The 21,261-nt window shown below is 73.9% G+C and carries 20 protein-coding genes; 15 read left to right on the top strand and 5 right to left on the bottom strand.

Translation table 11 applies throughout. From position 1 onward, the window contains the following. The first annotated feature begins 191 nt into the window (after positions 1-191). From ACH4E7_RS09075 to ACH4E7_RS09045, 7 genes are all read left to right on the top strand, one after another. On the top strand, positions 192-1,400 hold the full coding sequence (locus ACH4E7_RS09075) for an SUKH-4 family immunity protein (protein WP_396248340.1): 1,209 nt from the start codon (positions 192-194) through the stop codon (positions 1,398-1,400). Positions 1,401-1,522: 122 nt separating this feature from the next. Next, entirely contained in the window at positions 1,523-2,377 is an 855-nt protein-coding gene (locus ACH4E7_RS09070) for a glycerophosphodiester phosphodiesterase (RefSeq protein ID WP_396248339.1), read from the top strand. A 106-nt stretch (positions 2,378-2,483) separates the two neighbouring features. Further along, positions 2,484-3,446, top strand: a complete 963-nt coding sequence (locus tag ACH4E7_RS09065) for a Ppx/GppA family phosphatase (protein ID WP_396248338.1) — start codon at positions 2,484-2,486, stop codon at positions 3,444-3,446. Between the two features lie 561 nt (positions 3,447-4,007). Then, complete coding sequence (locus ACH4E7_RS09060; protein ID WP_396248517.1) at positions 4,008-4,811, top strand: sugar phosphate isomerase/epimerase family protein; 804 nt, start codon at positions 4,008-4,010, stop codon at positions 4,809-4,811. Between the two features lie 45 nt (positions 4,812-4,856). After that, on the top strand, positions 4,857-5,627 hold the full coding sequence (locus ACH4E7_RS09055) for a class I SAM-dependent methyltransferase (RefSeq protein ID WP_396248337.1): 771 nt from the start codon (positions 4,857-4,859) through the stop codon (positions 5,625-5,627). A gap of 130 nt (positions 5,628-5,757) precedes the next feature. Next, complete coding sequence (ilvD, locus tag ACH4E7_RS09050) at positions 5,758-7,602, top strand: dihydroxy-acid dehydratase (RefSeq protein ID WP_396248336.1); 1,845 nt, start codon at positions 5,758-5,760, stop codon at positions 7,600-7,602. An 85-nt stretch (positions 7,603-7,687) separates the two neighbouring features. After that, entirely contained in the window at positions 7,688-8,218 is a 531-nt protein-coding gene (locus ACH4E7_RS09045; protein ID WP_396248335.1) for a hypothetical protein, read from the top strand. Between the two features lie 6 nt (positions 8,219-8,224). Here the strand turns inward: ACH4E7_RS09045 and ACH4E7_RS09040 are convergent, their stop codons facing one another. Both ACH4E7_RS09040 and ACH4E7_RS09035 read right to left on the bottom strand, forming a co-directional pair. Continuing rightward, on the bottom strand, positions 8,225-9,601 hold the full coding sequence (locus tag ACH4E7_RS09040) for a hypothetical protein (protein WP_396248334.1): 1,377 nt from the start codon (positions 9,599-9,601) through the stop codon (positions 8,225-8,227). Between the two features lie 125 nt (positions 9,602-9,726). Beyond that, positions 9,727-10,176 carry a hypothetical protein gene (locus ACH4E7_RS09035; RefSeq protein ID WP_396248333.1) on the bottom strand — a complete coding sequence of 150 codons (450 nt, stop codon included), beginning with the start codon at positions 10,174-10,176 and terminating at the stop codon, positions 9,727-9,729. A gap of 166 nt (positions 10,177-10,342) precedes the next feature. Here ACH4E7_RS09035 and proC point away from each other — a divergent pair, with 166 nt between their 5' ends. From proC to ACH4E7_RS09000, 7 genes are all read left to right on the top strand, one after another. After that, a complete protein-coding gene (gene proC / locus ACH4E7_RS09030) occupies positions 10,343-11,170 on the top strand; it encodes a pyrroline-5-carboxylate reductase (protein ID WP_355675799.1) in 828 nt (275 codons plus the stop codon). A gap of 108 nt (positions 11,171-11,278) precedes the next feature. Next, positions 11,279-12,487, top strand: coding sequence for an MFS transporter (locus ACH4E7_RS09025; RefSeq protein ID WP_396248332.1), 1,209 nt, complete (start codon positions 11,279-11,281; stop codon positions 12,485-12,487). Between the two features lie 121 nt (positions 12,488-12,608). After that, entirely contained in the window at positions 12,609-13,805 is a 1,197-nt protein-coding gene (locus ACH4E7_RS09020; protein WP_396248331.1) for an acetoin utilization protein AcuC, read from the top strand. A 226-nt stretch (positions 13,806-14,031) separates the two neighbouring features. Continuing rightward, on the top strand, positions 14,032-14,241 hold the full coding sequence (locus ACH4E7_RS09015; protein WP_148644250.1) for a helix-turn-helix domain-containing protein: 210 nt from the start codon (positions 14,032-14,034) through the stop codon (positions 14,239-14,241). Between the two features lie 191 nt (positions 14,242-14,432). Further along, positions 14,433-14,531, top strand: coding sequence for a 30S ribosomal protein bS22 (locus tag ACH4E7_RS09010; RefSeq protein ID WP_003948845.1), 99 nt, complete (start codon positions 14,433-14,435; stop codon positions 14,529-14,531). Between the two features lie 152 nt (positions 14,532-14,683). Continuing rightward, on the top strand, positions 14,684-15,793 hold the full coding sequence (locus ACH4E7_RS09005; RefSeq protein ID WP_396248330.1) for an NAD-dependent epimerase/dehydratase family protein: 1,110 nt from the start codon (positions 14,684-14,686) through the stop codon (positions 15,791-15,793). Between the two features lie 7 nt (positions 15,794-15,800). Beyond that, positions 15,801-16,808, top strand: a complete 1,008-nt coding sequence (locus tag ACH4E7_RS09000; protein WP_396248329.1) for a lysophospholipid acyltransferase family protein — start codon at positions 15,801-15,803, stop codon at positions 16,806-16,808. A 94-nt stretch (positions 16,809-16,902) separates the two neighbouring features. Here the strand turns inward: ACH4E7_RS09000 and ACH4E7_RS08995 are convergent, their stop codons facing one another. From ACH4E7_RS08995 to ACH4E7_RS08985, 3 genes are all read right to left on the bottom strand, one after another. After that, complete coding sequence (locus ACH4E7_RS08995) at positions 16,903-18,222, bottom strand: DUF5667 domain-containing protein (protein WP_396248328.1); 1,320 nt, start codon at positions 18,220-18,222, stop codon at positions 16,903-16,905. 270 nt (positions 18,223-18,492) lie between these two features. Continuing rightward, complete coding sequence (locus ACH4E7_RS08990) at positions 18,493-19,314, bottom strand: ECF subfamily RNA polymerase sigma factor, BldN family (protein WP_396248516.1); 822 nt, start codon at positions 19,312-19,314, stop codon at positions 18,493-18,495. A gap of 547 nt (positions 19,315-19,861) precedes the next feature. After that, positions 19,862-20,866 carry an HAD family hydrolase gene (locus ACH4E7_RS08985; protein ID WP_396248327.1) on the bottom strand — a complete coding sequence of 335 codons (1,005 nt, stop codon included), beginning with the start codon at positions 20,864-20,866 and terminating at the stop codon, positions 19,862-19,864. A 95-nt stretch (positions 20,867-20,961) separates the two neighbouring features. Between ACH4E7_RS08985 and ACH4E7_RS08980 the strand changes: the two genes are divergently transcribed. Then, positions 20,962-21,237, top strand: coding sequence for a glutaredoxin family protein (locus ACH4E7_RS08980; protein WP_396248326.1), 276 nt, complete (start codon positions 20,962-20,964; stop codon positions 21,235-21,237). Positions 21,238-21,261: the final 24 nt, after the last annotated feature.

Below are 21,261 nucleotides of genomic sequence, written 5' to 3'. Positions count from 1 at the left end.
GCCTCGCCCGTGGTCGGCCGGCCCCGGCCGCAGCGGGTGCCGGCACGATGCCGTGGGGGCGGGGCTGGATGATGGTGGGGTTTCGACTCGATGACGGGGGTGGATGGGTGATCTCGCGGGCGCAGGCGGTGGAGGCGGGGCATCGGTGGATCAACGGGGATCTGCCGCAGGGGGCCGGGATGATCCGGCGGGTGTGTGCGCACGAGTTCGAGCTCGGATGGGTGGTGTGGGCGGAGCCGGTGCGGATGGAGGTGGATCCGCGGACGGGGGAGCGGCGGGCGCCGGAGGAGGTGGGGGCCGCGTGTGCGGTGGTGGACCGGGAGAGCGGGCGGTTCACGGTGTGGCCGTCGGTGCCGGTGGACGAAGTGGTGGGGCTCTACCGGGACTTCGTGGGTGCGGGCGGGTACGACCCGACGCTGCCGCCGGCGACCGGCCGGGGTGCCCGGGTCGAGCTGACGCACCGGGACGCCGCCGGTGAGACCCGCTCGTTGGCGTTGTGGTCGGTCGCCGGCCTGCCGCACCCGGCGCTGCGCGGCTGGTGGTGGCTGCGGGAGCAGGGCATCGCCGCCGAGGACGTGCTGGCCGTACGGACGGACCTGCGGCTGAGCGCGCTGCCCGGCGGCTACTGGGCGTACGCGCTGGCGGCCGAACTCCCGCACCTCCGGCCGGACTTCGACCTTCCGTACGGCCCCCGGTTCGACCATCGCGCAGCCGCCGTACGGGAGTTGCCCGCGCCGCCGGACGGTCCGGCCCGCAACCGGGTGCCGTTCCCGCGCGCGGCGGCGCCGAGGCCGCCGGAGTCGGACCAGGACCTGGCCCGGCGGCTGGCCGAGCGGTTCGGCCCGGCCGGTGTGCAGCGCTTCGACCCGGCGGACGTGGCGCGGGCCGAACTGCCCGGGGACGCGGCCGCGCTGCTGCTGGCGGTGGGGGTGCCGGTCGCCGTCGAGGGCTTCTTCGCGCTGCACCACCCGGGGGTGGAGGCGATCGCGGACGGCTCTCGCACGGGCACCGTCCTGCCGCCGCTCGCCGCGCACCTCGCGTCGCTCGGCCGGGGCACCCGGATGGCCGAGCGCGAGCGGCTCGCGCTCGGCGGGCAACTGGTGCTGGGCACGGACGGCTGGGCGGCCGTCACCCTCGACACCCGGCTGGGCACCGTCCAGGCGGTCGACCCCGACTACGGGACCCCCCGTCACTGCAATGCCGACCTGCGCGCCTTCGTCCGCTGCCTGGAGCTGTTCGCGGGCTGGTGGCCGACGCTGCGCGGGCTCGACCCGGCGGCCGCGGGCGAGGCGGTGGACGCCCTGCAGCGCGGTCTCGCGGAGCTGGACGGTACGGTCTACGGCGATCCGGAAGACTGGTGGGCCGTGGTCGTGGAGCAGTTGTGGGACGGTCTGCTCTGATGGAAGGTCGATGACGGGACGTCGGTCCGGGGGCCCGGGAACCGGACACCGGCCCCGGGCTGTCAGAACGATCAGATGACCGCGAAGCAGATGTACCGAAGCAGCAGCTGGAGCACCGAGCCGTGACCGCCCCGCCCCGCGCCGTCCAGACGGCCGTCCTCGCCGCGCTCGCGGTCCTGGCCACCGGGTGTGCCGCCGGCGGCCCCGCGCTGCGGGCCCGTTCGGCCGCGGCGACGCCGGCGTGTCACGCCCCGGTGGTGATCGGGCACCGGGGGGCGCCCCGCAACGCGCCCGAGAACACCATGGCCTCCTTCGAGACCGCCCTCGACCAGGGCGCCGACTGGGTGGAGACCGACGTCCAGACCACCCGGGACGGTGTTCCGGTGCTGATGCACGACCCCACCGTGGACCGCACCACCAACGGCAAGGGCGCCGTCGCCGACCTGACCGCCGCCCAGGTCGCAGCCCTGCGGGTGACGGTGGGACCGGGCGCGGCCCAGCCGGTGCCGACCCTGGAGGAACTGCTCAAGCGCCTCTCCGGCAGCAGCGCCACGCTGCTGATGGAGATCAAGTGGCAGCGCCCCGAGGACGTCGCCCGGATCGCCCGGCTCGCGGCCGGCAGCAAGGCGCACGTCATCCTGTACTCCTTCTCCGCCGACCACCTGCGCCAGGCCCACGCCGTCGCGCCGGCCCTGCCGGTGGTGCTGATCCAGGGCGGCGGGATCGCCGAGGACCCGGGCGACCTCAAGCTGGACGGCATCGCCCTGGACGCCGGCCTGGCCACCGCCGCCCGGATCGCCGCCGAGCGCAAGGCCGGGCGCGAGGTGTACGTCTGGACGCTGGACGACGAGGAGTCCTGGCAACTGATGACGGCCCGGGACGCCGACGGCCTGATCACCGACACCCCGGGCCCGGCCCGCCGCTGGGTGGACACCGACTGCCGTACCGAGCACCGGGCCGGACCGCGCGGGCACTGAAGGCACACGGGACGGTCGTACGGCCTTCCACCGCAGTGGCCGGGACCAGCGCGAACACCGTCACAACCGATCTCCGTCGGGGCCGGATCGCGTAGCGTGGAGAGTTATGCGACTCGGTGTGCTCGACGTAGGTTCCAACACGGTCCACTTCCTCGTGGTGGACGCCCATCCGGGTGCCGCCCCGCTGCCCGCGTACTCGCACAAGGCCGAGCTGCGCCTGGCCGAGCTGCTGGACGACTCCGGCGCGATAAGCGAGGCAGGCATCGAGCGGCTGGTCGGTCACGTCACCTCCTCGCTGCGGGTCGCCGAGGACAAGGGCGTGGTCGACATCCTGCCCTTCGCCACCTCCGCCGTCCGCGAGGCCGCCAACGGCGAGCAGGTGCTGCGCCGGGTCGCCGCCGAGACCGGGGTCGAGCTGCGGGTGCTCTCCGGACAGGACGAGGCCCGGCTGACCTTCCTGGCCGTCCGCCGCTGGTTCGGCTGGTCCTCGGGCCGGCTGCTCAACCTGGACATCGGCGGCGGCTCGCTGGAGATCGCCTGCGGCCTGGACGAGCAGCCCGACGTCGCCTGCTCGCTGCCGCTGGGCGCCGGTCGGCTGACCGCCGGCTGGCTGCCCGGGGACGTCGCCGACCCGGACAGGCTGCGCGAGCTGCGACGACACATCCGGGCCGAGATCGCCCACGTGGTCGGCGAGATCTCCCGGCTCGGGCCGCCGCAGCACGCCGTCGCCACCTCCAAGACCTTCAAGCAACTGGCCCGGATGACCGGCGCCGCCCCCGCCGACGCCGGCCCGTACGCCGACCGCCGGCTCACCCGCGCCGGGCTCTCCGCCTGGGTGCCGCGGCTGTCCACGATGACCGTCGCCCAGCGCGCGCAGATCCCCGGCGTCTCCGAGGGCCGGGCCAAGCAGCTGCTGGCCGGCGCGCTGGTCGCGGACGCCGCGATGGACCTGTTCGGCCTGGAGGAGCTGGACGTCTGCCCGTGGGCGCTGCGCGAGGGCATCATCCTGCGCCAGCTGGACGCCATGGACAGCCCCGCCGACCGCCGCCGCCCCGCCCTCACCCCGTAGGGCGCGTCCGGCTCAGCCGCGGAGCACGTGCCGCCGGTCACTGCGCCGGGCGTCCGGTCCCGTTCGGCGTGTCCTCCGCTTACGCTGTCTCCCGTGGTGCAACCAGCGGGCGAGGACGGGACGCGGGAGGGCCGCGCTCCCGGTGACGGGCAGCCGCGGCCGGACAGTACGCGCCGCCGGCTCGGCAAGGCCGGGCTCGGCGAGGCGGTCAAGGGCGCCACCACGGCGCAGGCCGCCAAGGCCGTCCAGGCGGCCCAGCGCACCGCGAAGAAGGCCGCCGCGACGACCGTCGAGAAGGCCGCGGCCAAGAAGAAGGCCGCCGCGAAGACCGGGAAGACCGCCGAGAGGGCCGGGAGGACCGCCGAGAGGGCCGGGAAGACCGCCGAGAAGCGGACCGGCACGGCCAAGGAGCAGCCCCGGGAGACCCGTACCGCCCGGGCCGCCGGCGTCGCCAAGGCCGCCGTCCAGTCGGTGCGCTCGGTCAAGGCCGCCAAGCGGGACGCCGCCCGCCCGCCGCTGCTGCGCACCACCGACCGGCTGGTGCTGCCCCAGCACCCCACCCTGCACATCCCCGACACCAAGGTGGTCCTGTCCACCGCCTCGGTGTACCCGGCCGGCACCGCCGTCGCCTTCGAGCTGGCCGCCAAGCTCGGTTACGACGGGGTCGAGGTGATGGTCTGGAACGACCCGGTCAGCCAGGACATCGACGCCCTGCGCCGACTCTCCGACGCCCACCAGCTGCCGATCCTGGCCGTGCACGCGCCCTGCCTGCTGATCACCCAGCGGGTGTGGACCACCGACCCGTGGACCAAGCTGGTCCGGGCCCGGGCGGCGGCCGAGAAGCTCGGCGCGAGCGCCGTGGTCGTCCACCCGCCGTTCCGCTGGCAGCGCCAGTACGCCCGCGAGTTCGTCGAGGGCATCAACCGGATGGCGGGCGAGACCGACGTCCGCTTCGCCGTCGAGAACATGTACCCGTGGCGCTACCGCGACCGCGAGGTGCTCGCCTACGCCCCCGGCTGGGACGTCACCGACGAGGAGTACCGGCACTTCACCATCGACCTCTCGCACGTCGCCACCTCGCGGATCGACACCTTCGCGATGGTCGAGCGGATGGGCGAGCGCCTCGCCCACGTCCACCTGGCCGACGGCAGCGGCTCCGGCAAGGACGAGCACCTGATCCCCGGCCGGGGCAAGCAGCCCTGCGCCGAGCTGCTGGAACACCTGGCCCGCACCGGCTTCGACGGCCACGTGGTGCTGGAGGTCAACACCCGCCGTTCCGCGTCCCCCGCCGAACGCGAGGCCGACCTGGCCGAGGCCCTCGCCTTCACCCGCTTGCACCTGGCCACCCCCTCGCGCGTACGCTGAGCCCAGGGCCCGACCTGGCGCGAACTGCCGCATGGAGGGGGAGAGATGACGGAGAGTGGGAACTACCGCGAGGCCGCCGTGAGCTTCGGAGCGGTCGCCGCCGAGTACGAGCGGGGCCGCCCCGGCTACCCCGACGAGCTGTTCGACGCGGTGGAGCGGCTCTGGGGCCGCAGCCTCAAGGGCGCCCGGGTCCTGGACGTCGGCGCCGGCACCGGCATCGCGACCCGGCTGCTGGCCGCCCGCGGCGCGGAGGTCGTCGCGGTCGAGCCCAGCGACGGCATGGCCGCCCAGTTCCTGGCCTCCGCGCCCACCCTGCCGCTGGTCCGCGGCACCGGCGACGAGCTGCCCTTCCACGACGGCTCCGCCGATCTGATCTGCTACGCCCAGGCCTTCCACTGGACCTATCCCGAGCGGTCCGTCCCCGAGGCGATCCGGGTGCTGCGGCCCGGCGGGGCGGTCGCCGCCTGGTGGAACGTGTACGACGAGACCGTGCCGTGGGTCCGGGCCCGGGACGAGCGGATGGCCGCCGCCCTGCCGGACCGCTACCGCGGCTACGGCGGGATCAGCGGTCACACCAGCCACTTCGCCCCGGCCGGGCTCGCGGTCGAACGGGCGGTGCTGCACTGGGAGCGGCGGGTCACCGTCGAGCACGTGCTCACCGACCTCACCTCCCGCTCCTACCTGGCCTCGCTCAGCCCCGAGGAGCGCGCGCCGGTGCTGGCCGCCGAACGGGAGGCCATGCTCACCGAGTTCCCGGACGGCGTCGTGGTCGAGCCCTTCACCCTGGACCTCACCGTGGCCGTCAAGCGGGGCTGACCCGGCGTGCCCGCATCCCGGACGGACTGCCCGCCGGCCGGACGCCGGGCGTAGGCTCGGTAGCCACCAGCGGCCCCCGCACCTCCTCTCCCGCGGGGCGCCGTCGAGAGCCCCGAAGGAGTGGAGCACAGTGCCCGAGCTGAGGTCCCGTACGGTCACCCACGGTCGCAACATGGCAGGCGCCCGGGCGCTTCTCCGGGCGGCCGGCGTAGCCCGCGAGGACTTCGGCAAGCCGATCATCGCGGTCGCCAACTCCTTCACCGAGTTCGTCCCCGGCCACACCCACCTGCAGCCGGTCGGCCGGATCGTCTCCGAGGCGATCAAGCAGGCGGGCGGCATCCCGCGCGAGTTCAACACCATCGCCGTGGACGACGGCATCGCGATGGGCCACGGCGGCATGCTCTACTCGCTGCCCTCGCGCGACCTGATCGCCGACTCGGTCGAGTACATGGTCAACGCGCACTGCGCCGACGCGCTGATCTGCATCTCCAACTGCGACAAGATCACCCCGGGCATGCTGATGGCCGCGCTGCGCCTCGACATCCCGACCGTCTTCGTCTCCGGCGGCCCGATGGAGGCCGGGAAGGCCACCCTGGTCGACGGCACCGTGCGCAAGCTGGACCTGGTCGACGCGATCTCCCAGGCGGTCAACGAGAACGTCTCCGACGAGGACATCGCGATCATCGAGGAGAACGCCTGCCCGACCTGCGGCTCGTGCTCCGGCATGTTCACCGCCAACTCGATGAACTGCCTGACCGAGGCGATCGGCCTCTCGCTGCCCGGCAACGGCTCGGTGCTCGCCACCCACACCGCCCGCCGGGCGCTGTACGAGAAGGCCGGGCGGACCGTCGTCGGGATCGCCCACCGCTACTACGGCCAGGACGACGCCTCGGTGCTGCCGCGCGCGATCGCCACCCGCGCCGCCTTCGAGAACGCCATGGCCCTGGACATCGCCATGGGCGGCTCGACCAACACCATCCTGCACCTGCTCGCCGCCGCCCAGGAGGCCGAGCTGGACTTCGACATGCGGGCCATCGACGCCGTCTCCCGCAAGGTGCCCTGCCTGTCCAAGGTCGCGCCCAACGGCTCGTACTACATGGAGGACGTGCACCGGGCCGGCGGCATCCCGGCCATCCTCGGCGAGCTGTACCGCGCCGGGCTGCTCAACGAGGACGTCCACACCGTGCACGCCGACTCGCTCGCCGAGTGGCTCAAGACCTGGGACGTGCGCGGCGGTTCGCCCTCCGCCGAGGCCGTCGAGCTGTGGCACGCCGCCCCCGGCTGTGTCCGCTCCGCCGAGGCCTTCTCGCAGTCCGAGCGCTGGGAGTCGCTGGACACCGACGCCGCCCAGGGCTGCATCCGCAGCGTCGAGCACGCCTACTCGGTCGAGGGCGGCCTCGCGGTGCTGTACGGCAACCTCGCCGAGGACGGCTGCATCGTGAAGACGGCCGGCGTGGACGAGTCGATCTGGACCTTCAGCGGCCCGGCCGTCGTGGTCGAGTCCCAGGAGGACGCGGTCGAGGCGATCCTCGCCAAGCGCGTCAAGGAGGGCGACGTCGTCGTCATCCGCTACGAGGGCCCCAAGGGCGGTCCGGGCATGCAGGAGATGCTCTACCCGACCTCCTTCCTCAAGGGCCGCGGCCTCGGCAAGGCCTGCGCGCTGGTCACCGACGGCCGCTTCTCCGGCGGCACCTCGGGCCTGTCCATCGGCCACGCCTCCCCGGAGGCGGCCTCCGGCGGCACCATCGCGCTGGTCGAGGACGGCGACACCATCGCCATCGACATCCCGGGCCGGAATATCTCCCTGGAGGTGCCGGAGGAGGTCCTCGCCGAGCGTCGCCGCGCCCTGGAGGCCGCGGGCGGCTACCGGCCGAAGAACCGCGACCGCCAGGTCAGCCAGGCGCTGCGGGCCTACGCGGCGATGGCCACCTCGGCGGACAAGGGCGCCGTCCGGGACGTCGGCAAGCTCGGCTGACCCCGGCAAGCGAACGGAGGAGGGGCCGTCCCGGGGCGGGGACGGCTCCTCCGCCGTCTGGGGGCGTCGGGTGATAATCGAGGGCGTGAGCGAGCAGCCCCCCATCCCCGCCCCCAAGGCCGCCGGCGCCCCCGAGCCCGAGCCGATCCGTTTCTTCGGCACCAGCTGGCTGAACCGGGACGACGGCTACTGGCTGCGCCGGGTCGGCGTCTCGGCCGGCGCCCTGGTCGCCACCGCCGCCGCCGTGCTGGTGCTGCGCCTCGGCGTCGAGGGCGTCGCGCTCTCCGACAACGGCGGCTTCCTCAACGGGCTGCTGACCGCCGCCATCGCGGTCTGCTCGATGATGGCCGTCCGGCGCACCTGGAAGGTGCTCACCGAGGGCAAGGACCAGCTGACCGGCTGGATGATCGAGGACAGGTCGCTCGGCGCGGTCTGGCTGATCGGCGGGGCCGGCACCCTGGCCGCCTACTTCGCCCGCAGCCTGGTCGAGGCCCCCGGCGAGGGGGTCAAGCGGGCCGCCTACCAGCGGGCCGTCGAGCAGCACGGGAAGCGCCAGGCGAGCCGCAGCGGCAGGCCCGGCGCCAAGACGCCGGGCCGGGGCAAGCGCAAGCGCTGACCGCGGTCAGTAGCGGCTGACCGAGCCGCACCCGCCGGGCTCGGTGGACAGGTCCTTGCTGCGGTCGTACGGGTCGGTCTCCGGGCCGGTCGGCCGGGCGTCCGGGCTGTCCGGCAGCGCGGGCGCGAACTGGTCGAACTGCGGGTGGTAGTAGCCGTCGTAGACGTCGCAGGCCGAGTTGGCGGAGTCCGAGGTGGTGCCGTCGGCGATCACCAGCTTCTTCGGGTTGACCTGGTAACGGCCCGGGTCGTAGAAGCGGAAGTTCACCACCCGGCGCACGACCGTGCGGGTGGTCCAGGTGTCCCCGGAGGCGTCGTCCACCGGCACCACCAGCCCCACCGGCTCGGCCGTGCCGCCACCCTGGGGCGGGGCCGACTTCGTGGGCTTCGGCGCGCCCGCGGAGGGGCTGGGCGAGCCGGCCCGCTTACCGGCCTCCGGGCCGGGGCGCAGCGGGTACACGAAGCTGAAGTCGGTGTGGACCAGGACGCCCTTGCTCCCGTCGCCCTCGAAGCTGATCCGGCCCTGCACCTTGACCACGTCACCGACCGGGATCGCCTCGCGCGGGTCGAAGCGGCTGAACCAGCTGGTCGCGTCGGTGTCCTTGGACGGGTTCGCCAGCGCGGCGGTCGCGCGGTCCCGCTCGTCCCGGTCCAGCATCGCGAGCGCGGCGTCCGGCCGGCCGCCCGCGATCACCTTCGGGTCCAGGTTGGCGGCGGTCAGGTAGTCCTTGACCAGCTGCAGCTGGGCGGCGACCTGGTCGGCGGAGAAGACCCCGGTGTCCTTGGCCTCGGGGAGCACGAAGGCCTCGGCGCCGTTCGGCCAGCCCTCGGCGGGGGAGCCGGCCCACGGGCGGTCCACGGTCGGTTGCTTCTCGTCGACCTTCGGCGCCGCGGTGGTCGGCTTGGCCGTCTCCGGGGCCACGGTCGGCACCGGGGTGTGCGCGGCCGAGGAGCCGTTCCCGCCGATGTGGTCCGCGTACCAGGTGCGCAGCCCGTCGACGTTGAGCGCGGCGAGCAGCACCGCGACGGTCAGCACGACGAACAGCGGCGCGCGCCACTCCAACCGGCGGCGGCGGGCCGGGCGCGGGTTGCCCCAGGGGTCGACCACCTGGAGCCTGGGCTTGCGCCCGAACCGGCGCTTGGCCGTCGCCGGGCCGTCGTTGACGGAGCGGCGGCCGCCCGGGTCGACCGGCGGGGTGTGCTTCCAACGGGCGGTCAGCATCCGGGTGCGCCCGGACTGCTCCTTCACGGTGGCGGACTTGACGAAGTCCTCGTTCAGGACGAGGTCTGCGAACGGGTCCCTCCCGCCCGCTTCGGACGGGTCGGACCCGCCCGGCTCGCGGCCCTCTGCGGGGCGCGGTTCCGGATCTTCGGCTATCGGCATCGCGCCAGTATGCCGACGGGGTGTGACGATTCGTTGATCGGGGGCACTCTGTGTGGTGAACCCGTGTGCGAGGCGATTGTGTTCACCACCCTTTGTCCTGAATCGTGCCGGTGTTCAGTCGTGGCTCAGCCCTTGCCGCGGGCCTCCTTCACCCCGTTCACCACCCCGGCGATCGCCAGCAGGACGCCGACCGGGATGAGCGAGGAGAGGAACGCGCCGATCAGGCCGGCGTCGCCGAGGAACAGCTGCGCCAGCGTGTTCAGCACCAGCAGCCCGCCCGCCGCCGGGAGCGCCGACTGCCACGGGTGCTCGTGGGTCCACCGCCGCAGCCGCCGGTCGCCGGTGTCCCGGCGCAGCTGTCCGCCCGCCCAGCCGGTCAGGAAGAAGAAGAACAGGCCCCAGCCGGCCGGCTCGGCCAGCATGCTCAGCGACCAGTCGCCGGAGATCGCCTCGACCCCCAGGGCGGTCGCCCCCACTACCGCACCGACTCCCGCGGCCGTCCGCCACGGGCCCATCGTCGCCGAGGCGGCGGCGAGTTGCCGGTTCTCACGTCGGGACATCTCGTCGTGTGCCATGGCTCCACGGTGCGCCCGTACGGTCCGGGAGGCCATAGGGGAAACCCCGGAGTTTTCTCCCTAGGGGTGCCGCTTCCCGATCCGCGGGGACCACGGGCCGGACGGTCCCGACGGGCGTCGCCGCGCGGTGCGAGGATGGCCGCAGTACCGAGGCAAGGAGCGGACCATGGGCAGCAGCGCAGCACACGGACAGAAGATCGCCTTCCTGGGCACCGGCAAGATCGGTGAGGCCCTGCTCTCCGGTCTGCTGCGGGCCGGCAAGGACCCGGCGGACGTCCTGGTGACCGCCCGTCGCCCCGAGCGCGCCGCCGAACTCGCCGCCCGCTACGGCGTGGTGGCGGTCTCCAACGCCGAGGCGGCCAAGCTGGCCGACACCCTGATCCTCGCGGTCAAGCCCCAGGACATGGGCACCCTGTTGGAGGAGCTGGCCCCGCACGTCAGCCCGGACCGGCTGGTGATCTCGGCCGCGGCCGGTGTCCCGACCGCCTGGTTCGAGGAGCGGCTGGCGGCCGGCACCCCGGTGGTCCGGGTGATGCCCAACACGCCGGTGCTGGTGGACGAGGGGATGAGCGTCATCTCCGGAGGCTCGCACGCCACCGAGGAGCACCTCGTGCGCGCCGAGGAGATCTTCAGCTCGGTCGGCAAGGCGCTGCGCCTGCCCGAGTCCCAGCAGGACGCGGCCACCGCGCTGTCCGGCTCCGGCCCGGCCTACTTCTACTTCCTGGTCGAGGCGATGACGGACGCGGGCATCCTGCTCGGCCTGCCCCGGCAGGTGGCGCACGACCTGATCGTGCAGTCCGCGATCGGCGCCTCGGTGATGCTGCGCGACTCCGGGGAGCACCCGGTGAAGCTGCGCGAGGCGGTCACCTCCCCGGCCGGCACCACCATCGCGGCGATCCGCGAGCTGGAGAACCACGGTGTGCGGGCCGCGCTGCTGGGCGCCCTGGAGGCGGCCCGGGACCGCTCCCGGGAGCTGGCCTCCGGCGGCAAGTGACCCGCCACAGAAGTCCCTGCGCGACCCCTCCCGCAATCGCGGCACACCGCCTACGCTCTCGCCAACATCGTCCTACCGGTCGGTAGTGAGGTCGCCTGGAGGTCCGCATTGAGTGCCGTGCCGTCCGTTCGGCCCTTCTCGTCCCCGGTGGCGCCCGGCCTGCGCGTCGGGCGGGCCGCGCTCGCCGTCAGCTTCCTGCTCCAGGGCACCGCGTTCGCGCTGTTGGTCACCTGCATCCCGGAGATCCAGCACCGGTACGGGCTGAGCGACGGACTGCTGCCGGTCTTCCTGGCCGCCGTGCCGATCCTGGCCGGGGTGGGTTCGATCCTCTCCGAGCAGCTGGTGAGGCGCACCGGTGCCCGGGCGGTGCTGCGGGTGGTCCAGCCGGCCGTCTGCCTCAGCCTCGCGGGCGTCGGCCTCGGCGACACGCTGTGGCAACTCGCGCTGGCACTGGGTGCGTTCGGGCTGCTGGTGGGCGCGCTGGACGCCAGTATGAACATGCTCGGGGTGGGCCTGCAGCACCGCTACGGCCGCTCGATCATGATCGGCTTCCATGCCGCGTTCAGCCTCGGCGGCATCCTCGGTGCGGCGATCGCGGGCCTCGGCTCGCACGAAGACCTCGGGCTGCCGGTGCTGTTCGGCACGGCCGCCGCGGTGATCGCCCCGCTCGCGGTGCTGACCGGCACCAGATTCGCCGGTCCGGCCGAACTCGGCGACGCCGTCCGGGAAGCCGCCGAGGCCGCCGCCCGGAGCATCCCCTGGCGGCCGCTGCTGCCGCTGTGCCTGGCGATGGCCCTCGCCTACATCGCGGACGCCTCGGTCTCCAACTACAGCGTCAAGTACCTCACCGACGGCCTGGGCAGCCGGGATGACCTGGCCAAACTCTCCTACCTCGGCTACATGGTCGCGATGCTGCTCGGCCGCGCCCTGGGCGACCGGGCGGTGCAGCGCTTCGGCGCCGTCCCGGTGGTGCGCACGGGCGCCGCGGTGGCCGCGCTCGGCTTCGGGCTGGCCGCCGTGGCGCCCGCCGCCTGGGCGGGCATCGCCGCCTTCACCGTGCTCGGCTTCGGCATCTGCGCGATCATCCCGCAGGTGTTCGCGGCCGGCGGCCGACTCTTCCCGGCCGACTCGGACGCCGCCGTGGCCCGGCTCAACCTCTTCAACTACGTGGGCTTCCTGATCGGTTCGCCGCTGGTCGGGGCGATCGCCGACGCGAGCTCGTACCGCTGGGCGCTGCTCGCCCCGATGCTGCTGGTGCTCGCCGTCCTGCCGCTGGCCGAGCGCTTCGCCCCGGCACCGGTGACCGCGCCCGCGTAGAACGACGACGGGGCCGGGGCGGGCGGGGTCGGGGCGGGCGGGGTCGGTCTTCCTCCCCCCGTCCCGCCGTCGGCGAGCCCTGGCGGCCGACCGGCCACCCCCACCCGCTACGGTGGAGGCCATGCCCGAAGCCGAGCGTGACACCCCCTGCGGCCTGCACCTCTTCTGGGACGAGGCCGTCACCGCCTACGACTTCGGCCCCGGCCACCCGATGGACCCGACCCGGCTGGCCCTGACCATGCGCCTGGTCGAGGCCCTCGGGCTGAGCACCGGGCCCGGGGTGACCGTCCGGTCCGCGCCGCCCGCCGGGGAGTCCACCCTGCGGCTGGTGCACACCGGGGAGTACGTCGAGGCGGTCAAGTACGCCGCCGCCCACCCCGAGCAGTCGGACCCCCGGCACGGGCTCGGCACCGACGACAACTGGTCCTTCCCGGCGCTCCATTCGGCCTCCGCGCTGATCGCCGGTCAGTCCGTGGCCGCCGCCGAGGCGGTCTGGCGCGGCGAGACCCCGCACGCGGTCAACTTCGCCGGCGGGCTGCACCACGCGATGCCCGCCAAGGCCTCCGGCTTCTGCGTCTACAACGACCCGGCCCTCGCCATCGCCCGGCTGCTGGAACTCGGCGCCGAGCGGGTCGCCTACGTCGACGTGGACGTCCACCACGGCGACGGCGTCCAGCAGGCCTTCTGGAACGACCCCCGGGTGCTGACCGTCTCGTTGCACGAGCACCCCGCCACGCTCTTCCCGCAGACCGGCTGGCCCACCGAGACCGGCGGCCCGGACGCCCCCGGTACCGCCGCCAACCTGCCGCTGCCGGCCGGCACCGGCGACTCCGGCTGGTTGCGCGCCTTCCACGCCCTGGTGCCCGAGCTGCTCAGCGCCTTCCGCCCGCAGGTCCTGGTCACCCAGCACGGCGCGGACACCCACCTGGAGGACCCGCTCGCCCACCTCGCCGTCACCGTGGACGCCCAGCGGCTGATCGCCGAGGAGCTGCACGACCTCGCCCACCGGCTGACCGGCGGTCGCTGGGTGGCCACCGGCGGGGGCGGCTACGCGGTGGTGGACGTCGTCCCGCGCACCTGGACCCACCTGGTCGCCACGGCCGCCGGCCGGCCCGTCGACCCGGCCACCGAGACCCCCGAGGCCTGGCGTGCCGAGGTCTACCGCCGCACCCGCCGCCCGGCCCCGTTGCGGATGACCGACGGCGCCCGCCCGGCCTGGCGCGACTTCGAGGCGGGTTACGATCCGGCCGACCGGCTCGATCAGGCCATTCTCGCCAGCCGCCGCGCGGTGTTCCCCCACCACGGCCTGCTGGCCTGATTCCGCCGCCCCGGCTCCGGGCCTGGCAGGCGGTGCGTACGCCCGTTGGTGCGAACCGCCGATCGGCTACGTACTGCAACGGTCCTATCTCTCACCGTACGAGGACTGCACTTCCCCTCTTCCCACTGGTACCACCCATAACTACTCTGGGGATACACGTGTGCCGGTGGAGTCACCGGAGGGGAAGCCGGTGCCTTGCACACGGGTTAAGGGTCGGGTGATGGTCATGAGTTCCGGCGAACGCCCCTTGCAGGAAGTCGTCTTCCTGACCGTGGCGGAGGTTGCCGCGGTCATGCGGGTGTCCAAGATGACCGTGTACCGGTTGGTGCACAGCGGAGAGCTGCCGGCCATCCGGGTCGGGCGGTCCTTCCGGGTGCCCCAGCAGGCGGTGCACGAGTACCTCAAGGAGTCCTACGTGCGGCTTGAGAGCGCGTAGCCCCAGGTCGGGCGGGGGTGGGTCCGCGGCTGTGGATCCGCCCCCGTTCGCCCCGGATTTCCCGCGAGTTTCCCGGTTGCCGGGAGCGCGATTTACAGCCCCGGCCACGCGGACGGTAGGCTAGGCCCTCACGTCAGTCGTATGGACTCCGTCTCTCACGGACGAGAGTCTCAGTGAGCGAGGGTTGTTCCGTGGGCTCTGTCATCAAGAAGCGTCGCAAGCGTATGGCCAAGAAGAAGCACCGCAAGCTTCTCAAGCGCACTCGCGTTCAGCGTCGCAACAAGAAGTAAGCGCCCCCGGCCGCGCCCAGCGCGCCCAGCGCTTCCACCGCCCGCCCAGGCCCCCCGTGGCCCCGGCGGGCGGTGTCGTTTTCACGGCCCGGTACGGCGGCGCGGTACGGTGCACGCAGGCCGCTCGGGCCGAGGGAATGGGGTGCAGCACCGTGGGCGTCGTCGTGCTCGTCACCGGCGTGGCACGCCATCTCGGCGCCCGCTTCGCCGCCGAGATCCGCCGCCGCCCCGGCGTGGACCTGGTCGTCGGCGTGGACGTGCAGCCGCCCCGGCAGCCGGCCGAGGAGCCGGCCGGTCCGGCCGCGCCGTACACCTTCCACCAGCTCGACCTGCGCCGCCCCGCGGTCTCCCGGGTGATCGCCGAGTACCGGGTGGACACCGTGGTGCACCTGAGCGTCAGCGCCACCGGTCTGGGCTCCACCAACCGCTCCGCGGTGAAGGAGTCCAACGTCATCGGCACCATGCAGTTGCTCGGCGCCTGCCAGAAGGCCCCCGGGGTGCGCCGACTGGTGGTGAAGTCCACCACCGGCGTCTACGGCTCCGCGCCCCGCGACCCGGCGGTGTTCAGCGAACGGATCCAGCCGAAGGACCCGCCCGGCGGCGGCTTCGCCAAGGACGCGGCCGAGGTCGAGGGCTATGTGCGCGGCTTCGCCCGGCGCCGCCCGGACGTCGCGGTGACGGTGCTGCGCTTCGCCAACATCGTCGGCCCCAACCCCGACACCCCGCTCAGCGAGTACTTCGCGCTGCCCGTGCTGCCGACCGTGCTCGGCTACGACCCCCGGCTGCAGTTCGTGCACGAGGACGACGCGGTCGCGGTGCTCTGCCGGGCCGCCGACGAGCCCGCGCCGGGGACCGTCAACACCGGCACCTTCAACGTGGCCGGCGAAGGCGTCCTGCTGCTCTCCCAGTGCGCCCGCCGGCTCGGCCGCCCCACCCTGCCGCTGCTGCTGCCCGCGGTCAGCTGGATGGCCGCGCTGGCCCGGCAGACCCGGCTGGTCGACGTCTCGCCCGAGCAACTGCGGCTGCTCACCCACGGCCGGGTGGTGGACACCACCCGGCTGCGGGAGACCTTCGGCTACCGCCCGGCGTTCAGCACCCCGGAGGCCTTCGCCGACTTCGCCGCCGCCCAGGGCCCGGGCCTGCTGCCGCCCGAGCGGCTGGCCGCCGTCATCGACCGGCTGACCGGGCTGCTCGGTCGGGAGGGGGCCGTCCCCACCGTGCCGAACGCCGTACCGAACCGCCCCCGCCGACCGAGGAGCTGAAGCCGCCATGAGTGCCGCCGCCGACAACGTGCCGGGCGAGGCCAAGGTCATCCCGATCGAGTCCGCCCCCAGCTATACGTCCCCCGAGGTTCCCGGGCTGGCCGACCGGCTCGCGGGGGCCGTCGGCGGGGCGCTGTCCGGGCAGCTCGGCCCGGCGGCCACCCGGCTGTTCGGCAAGGGCTGGGAGGGCCGGGCCACCGAGGGGCTGGCCTTCCTGCGCCGCCGGATCACCGGCGACTACGAGGTGGACGAGTTCGGCTTCGACCGGGAGCTCACCGAGGAGGTGCTGCTCTCGCTGCTGCGCCCGCTGGCCGAGAAGTACTTTCGGATCGACGTCCAGGGGATCGAGAACATCCCGGCCGAGGGCGGCGCGTTGATCGTCGCCAACCACTCCGGGACGATCCCGCTGGACGCCCTGATGACCCAGGTGGTCATCCACGACCACCACCCGCACCGCCGACACCTGCGGATGCTCGCCGCCGACCTGGTCTTCGTCCTGCCCGGCATCAACGAGCTGGCCCGCAAGGCCGGCCACACCCTGGCCTGCAACGAGGACGCCCAGACGCTGCTGGAGCGCGGCGAGATCGTCGGGGTCTGGCCGGAGGGCTTCAAGGGCATCGGCAAGCCGTTCGCCGAGCGCTACAAGCTCCAGCGCTTCGGCCGCGGCGGCTTCGTCTCCTCGGCGCTGCGGGCCGGGGTGCCGATCGTGCCGTGCTCGATCGTCGGGGCGGAGGAGACCTACCCGATGATCGGCAACGTGAAGACGCTGGCCCGGCTGCTGGGCCTGCCGTACGTGCCGATCACGCCGACCTTCCCCTGGCTGGGGCCGCTCGGGATGCTGCCGCTGCCGACCAAGTGGACGATCCGGTTCGGCGAGCCGATCGCCACCGACGGGTACCCCGCGGAGGCGGCGGACGACCCGATGCTGGTCTTCGACCTGGCCGACGAGGTGCGCGAGACCATCCAGCACACCCTCTACCAGCTGCTGGTGCAGCGGCGTTCGGTGTTCTTCTGACGGGGCTCCTCCGACGGTTCGCAGTCCCTCGACGGTCCGCACGGCGAGGGCCCCCGGCGGGGTGCGTTTCGCCGGAGGCCCTCGTCCGTACCGGTCAGCTGCCGCCGAGGATCCGCAGGCCGGGCAGCAGGCCCGGGACCAGCGGGGGCACGTCCACGCCCTGCTGCGGCGTGCCGGGCACGGAGCTGGGCGTGCCCGGCACCTGCGGTGCCTGCGGCGGGGCCGCGTCGGCGCTCGGCGAGGGCTTGCCGGCGCCGCCGGTGAGCCCGTTGGTGAGGTCGCCGACCAGCCCGTTGACCGCGTCCGGGGCGCTGGTGGGCAGGGTGCTCGGCAGGCCGCCGCCCTTGGCAGCGCCGCCGGCGGAGGAGCCGGTGCCGGGGTTGGCCGGGGCGTGCCCGGTGCTGCCGGGGCGGCTGCCGCCGTTGCCCGCGCCGGTGCCGCCCTGGGACTGCTCGGAGCCGGGCGCGGCGCCGGAGCCGTTCGCGGCGGAGCCGGCCGGGGAGCCGCCGGTGGACGAGGACGAGTCGTCGCCCGCTCCGGTGCCGGCCGGGCCACCGCTCTTGGCGGGCGGCTGGGCCAGGCGCAGGGGCGCGACGTCCTCGCTTATGTCGTCGAAGAGCTGGTTCACCAGGTGCGCCTGCTCGGTGAGTTGGACCGGCAGCCGGCCCTGCAGCTCGCTCCAGCGGCCGTCCTCGTCGTGGGCGAAGCCGGCCAGCGCGCGCATCGGGTCGAGCGAGCCGTTGCTGCGGTAGACCGAGCGCAGCAGCTCACGGCCCTTGAGGGCGTCGGCGTGCATGTCGTCCAGCGCCCGGCGGACCCGGTCGACGGTGGACGGGCTGAGCGCGCCGACCGGCTCGCCGTGGCCGACCAGAGTGTTGGCCTCGCCGAGCCGGGTGGCGGCGTTGTCGAGCAGCAGCGCGCCGCGCTCCGAGTCGGAGTCCGCGAGGTCGAGCCGCAGCCCTTCGAGGCCGCGCTTCATCCCGTACAGCGTGTCCCCGGGGAGGGCGTTGGAGCTCGCGGCGGCGGCCCCGGCCAGGCTGCCGACGGCGAGCCCGGCGACGAGTCCGCCGATCGCGAAGCGGCGGCTCCACCGACCGCGCGGGGCCGTTCGGGCGCCCCGGTGCCGGCGCTGCCGGGGCACCGTGGCGCCCGGTCCGCCCGCGAAGGCCTGCTCGAACGCGGCCATCAGCTGGGCGCGTTGGACCGTCCGGACCTCCTGGTCCAGCGTCGGCCGGGCCACCTCCTCCAGCGCGTCGGCCAGGCCGATCAGTTCGGCCATCGCGACCGGACCGGCTTCGGTGGCAGCGGTGTTGGCCGATTCAGCGTAGGCCGCGCGGCGTTGCTCCGCCTGGTGGGCCTCCAGCGCCTCGGCGAAGGCCTTCGCCCGCCGGTGCTCCAGCACGTTTGCCGTCACGGGCCACACCTCCCTTCGTCGTTGTCGACACCCCGGCCAGCCGGACGGTTGCTCCGGCGAGCCAAAGCCACTCCATCGGGTGACACGTCGCAATTCGGCTTGACCGTGCGCCTGGTGGGGGCTTGCATGCTGGCCAACGAGCGGTGCGGGCGGTCGGTTACGCACGGCTGATCATCGGATCGACCGTTCACCCGGACGTGTCGATCGGGCGCACATGGTGACGGCCGGCCGGGCCGTCCCCGGGTTGTCGCCCCTTCGGTCACCGCAGCCTCACCGCGCGTCGGGCGGGAGCAGCCGGGCCAGGGTGCGGACGGCGCGGTACTGGAGCGTCTTGATCGCGCCCTCGTTCTTGCCCATGATCCGTGCGGTCTCGGCCACCGAGAGGCCCTGCAGGAAGCGCAGCGTCACGCACTCCTGCTGCTGCGGGTTGAGCCGGCGCACCGCGTCCAGCAGGGCGGCGTTGGAGAGCGACTCCAGCACCGACTCCTCCGGGCTGCGCTCGCACTCGTTGGAGTCGAGCATCTCGCCGGTGGTGACCTCCAGCCGGAACCGGCTGGACTTGAAGTGGTCGGCGACCAGGTTGCGGGCGATGGTGACCAGCCAGGCGCCGAAGTCCCGGCCCTGCCAGGTGAAGGTGCCGATCCGGCGCAGCGCGCGCAGGAACGTCTCACTGGTGAGGTCCTCGGCGGTGGCCCGGCTGCCGACCCGGTAGTAGATGTAGCGGTAGACGGTGTCCGCGTAGTGGTCGTAGAGCCGGCCGAAGGCCTCGCTCTCGCCGGCCTGGGCCCGCTCGACCAGCTCCATGATCGGGTTGTGCTCGGTCTCGTAGCCGGGGCTGGGCGCCGTGCGGGCGCGGCTGCGGCCGACGCCGGTGGTGCCGGTGCGGCCGCGCGAGCCGGTGCCGGCCGAGCCGGCCGCGGTGGTGCGCAGCGCCACCCCGGGGCCGTGCTGGTGGCCGAACGGACCGCCGGCGGGCACGAGTCGGGGCGAGGTGGTGAGCTGGCTGCGGAGCAGGCTGCGCAGCAGGTCCAGGCCGGTGGAGATCTGTCGTTCGGCGGTCGGATGGCCGCGGAGGCCGGTGTGGGGGCGCAGGGGCGCGGACGACGGGCGGGAGGGTGCAGGCGCGTCGTTCCGGACGGGTGGGTACACGGGACTCCCAGAGGCAGAACTGTGGACGGATCACCTCCGCCTGCGCGGAGAGCGCGCCCCCTGGCGTCCGTTCGAGCGGGACGCGTGGGTGACGCACATCCAGGAGAGAATAACGCTTTGTGCAATGACAGCTACACCGTGTGGTCGAAGAGGTCGTTTGGGATCCATTTGTTGCGCATATTCGGCTGACACTGACCGGAGATGTCATCGTTCATCCGGCTCAACGTGACCGTTCGAGCGCCCAGGGTGACCAATTCGGCGGTCCTGCGGGCGGTTTCCCAGCCTTGGGGCCCGGCAACCCCCGACTTTCCCGGCTTGGCGAACGATCAGAACCGGTCGCCGGGTGACAGGTTCGAGCAGCAGGTCTCGACGGCCCTGCGGGGCAAGGGAGTTCGCTCGTACGAGGGGCCAGGTCAGGGGCCTGGTTGACGTCCGCTCACCCGCCCGGGGGAGGTCCGGGAGGGGTGCTCACGGTCGCGCGGAAGGGAGTTCAGCCGCGCCGACGACGGCGCTGCAGTGCCACCCCGGCCGCCGTCGCGCCGGCCAACACCCCGACCGCGGCCGCCGCCGGCAGCCCCACCCGGGCCGCCTTGCGCCCGGTCCGGAAGTCCCGCACCCGCCAGCCCTGCGCCCGGGCATGGCGTCGCAGCGCGCCGTCCGGGTTCACCACGTACGGGTGGCCGACCAGCGAGAGCATCGGGATGTCGTTGGCCGAGTCGCTGTACGCGGCGCAGCGGTCCAGGTCGAGGCGCTCGCGCCGGGCCAGCGCACGCACCGCGGCGGCCTTGGCCGGGCCGTGCAGCAGGTCGCCGACCAGCCGGCCGGTGTAGGCGCCGTCCCGGGCCTCGGCGACGGTGCCGAGCGCGCCGGTCATGCCGAGCCGCCGGGCGATGATCCGGGCCACCTCCAGCGGGGCGGCGGTGACCAGCCAGACCCGCTGGCCGGCGTCCAGGTGCATCTGGACCAGGGCGCGGGTACCGGGCCAGATCTTGTCGGCGACGACCTGCTCGAAGATCTCCTCGCAGATCGCCTCCAGGTCGGCGGTGGGCTTTCCGGCGACGATGCCGAGGGCGGTGTTCCGGGCGTCCGAGATGTGGTCCGGGTCCTCCGTGCCGTGCAGCCGGAAGAGGGCCTGCTGCCAGGCGAAGCGGGCGATGTCGCGGCGGGTGAGGAAGCCGCGGCGGTAGAGGCCGACGCCGAGGTAGAAGATCGCGGCGCCGCGCAGGATGGTGTTGTCGCAGTCGAAGAAGGCGGCGGCACGGGGGTCGTCCGGGTCGGGGGTGTGGTTCCCCGCCGGGGCCTTGGGCGCCTTCCCGGGCCGGCTCGGTGCCGGGCCGGCCGCGGCGGGCGCGGCGGCCGCCGGGGCGACCGCGGGGAGGGTCTGCGGCTCGGCGCGCAGCGCGGCCTCGGCCGCCTCGGCCGCGGCCTCGCCCGCCAGGGCGCTCCGCGCGGTGGTGGAGCGCCTCGCCTGGGTGAGCCTTCGGAGCACGGCCATGTCACCGAGCATAGCCAGCCGGGCGGGGAGCGGCCGTGACGGCGCCGTGCCCACACGGTGAACAGCTGTCCGTCGCCGGGCCCCACAATGGCGGGGTGAGCCCACTGCTGCGACGTAAGAGCCCCAAGCCCGCGGACCGTACCGTGACTCTGGTCGGCAAGCCCGGCTGCCACCTGTGCGACGAGGCCCGGGAGGTGATCGTCCGGGTGACGGCGGAGCTGGGCGCGACCTTCGAGGAGAAGGACATCACCCAGGACGAGGAGCTGTACCGGCGCTACTGGGAGCAGATCCCGGTCACCCTGATCGACGGCCGCCAGCACGACTTCTGGCGGGTCGACGAGCGCCGTCTGCGCACCGCCCTCGGCGCCTGAGCGACCCGCGACCGCCCCCGCCGA

It is taken from the genome of Kitasatospora sp. NPDC018058 (assembly GCF_044327205.1).
Lineage (GTDB): Bacteria > Actinomycetota > Actinomycetes > Streptomycetales > Streptomycetaceae > Kitasatospora.
Note: the sequence above shows the minus strand (reverse complement) of the source record. Positions and strands in the feature narration are given on the sequence as shown.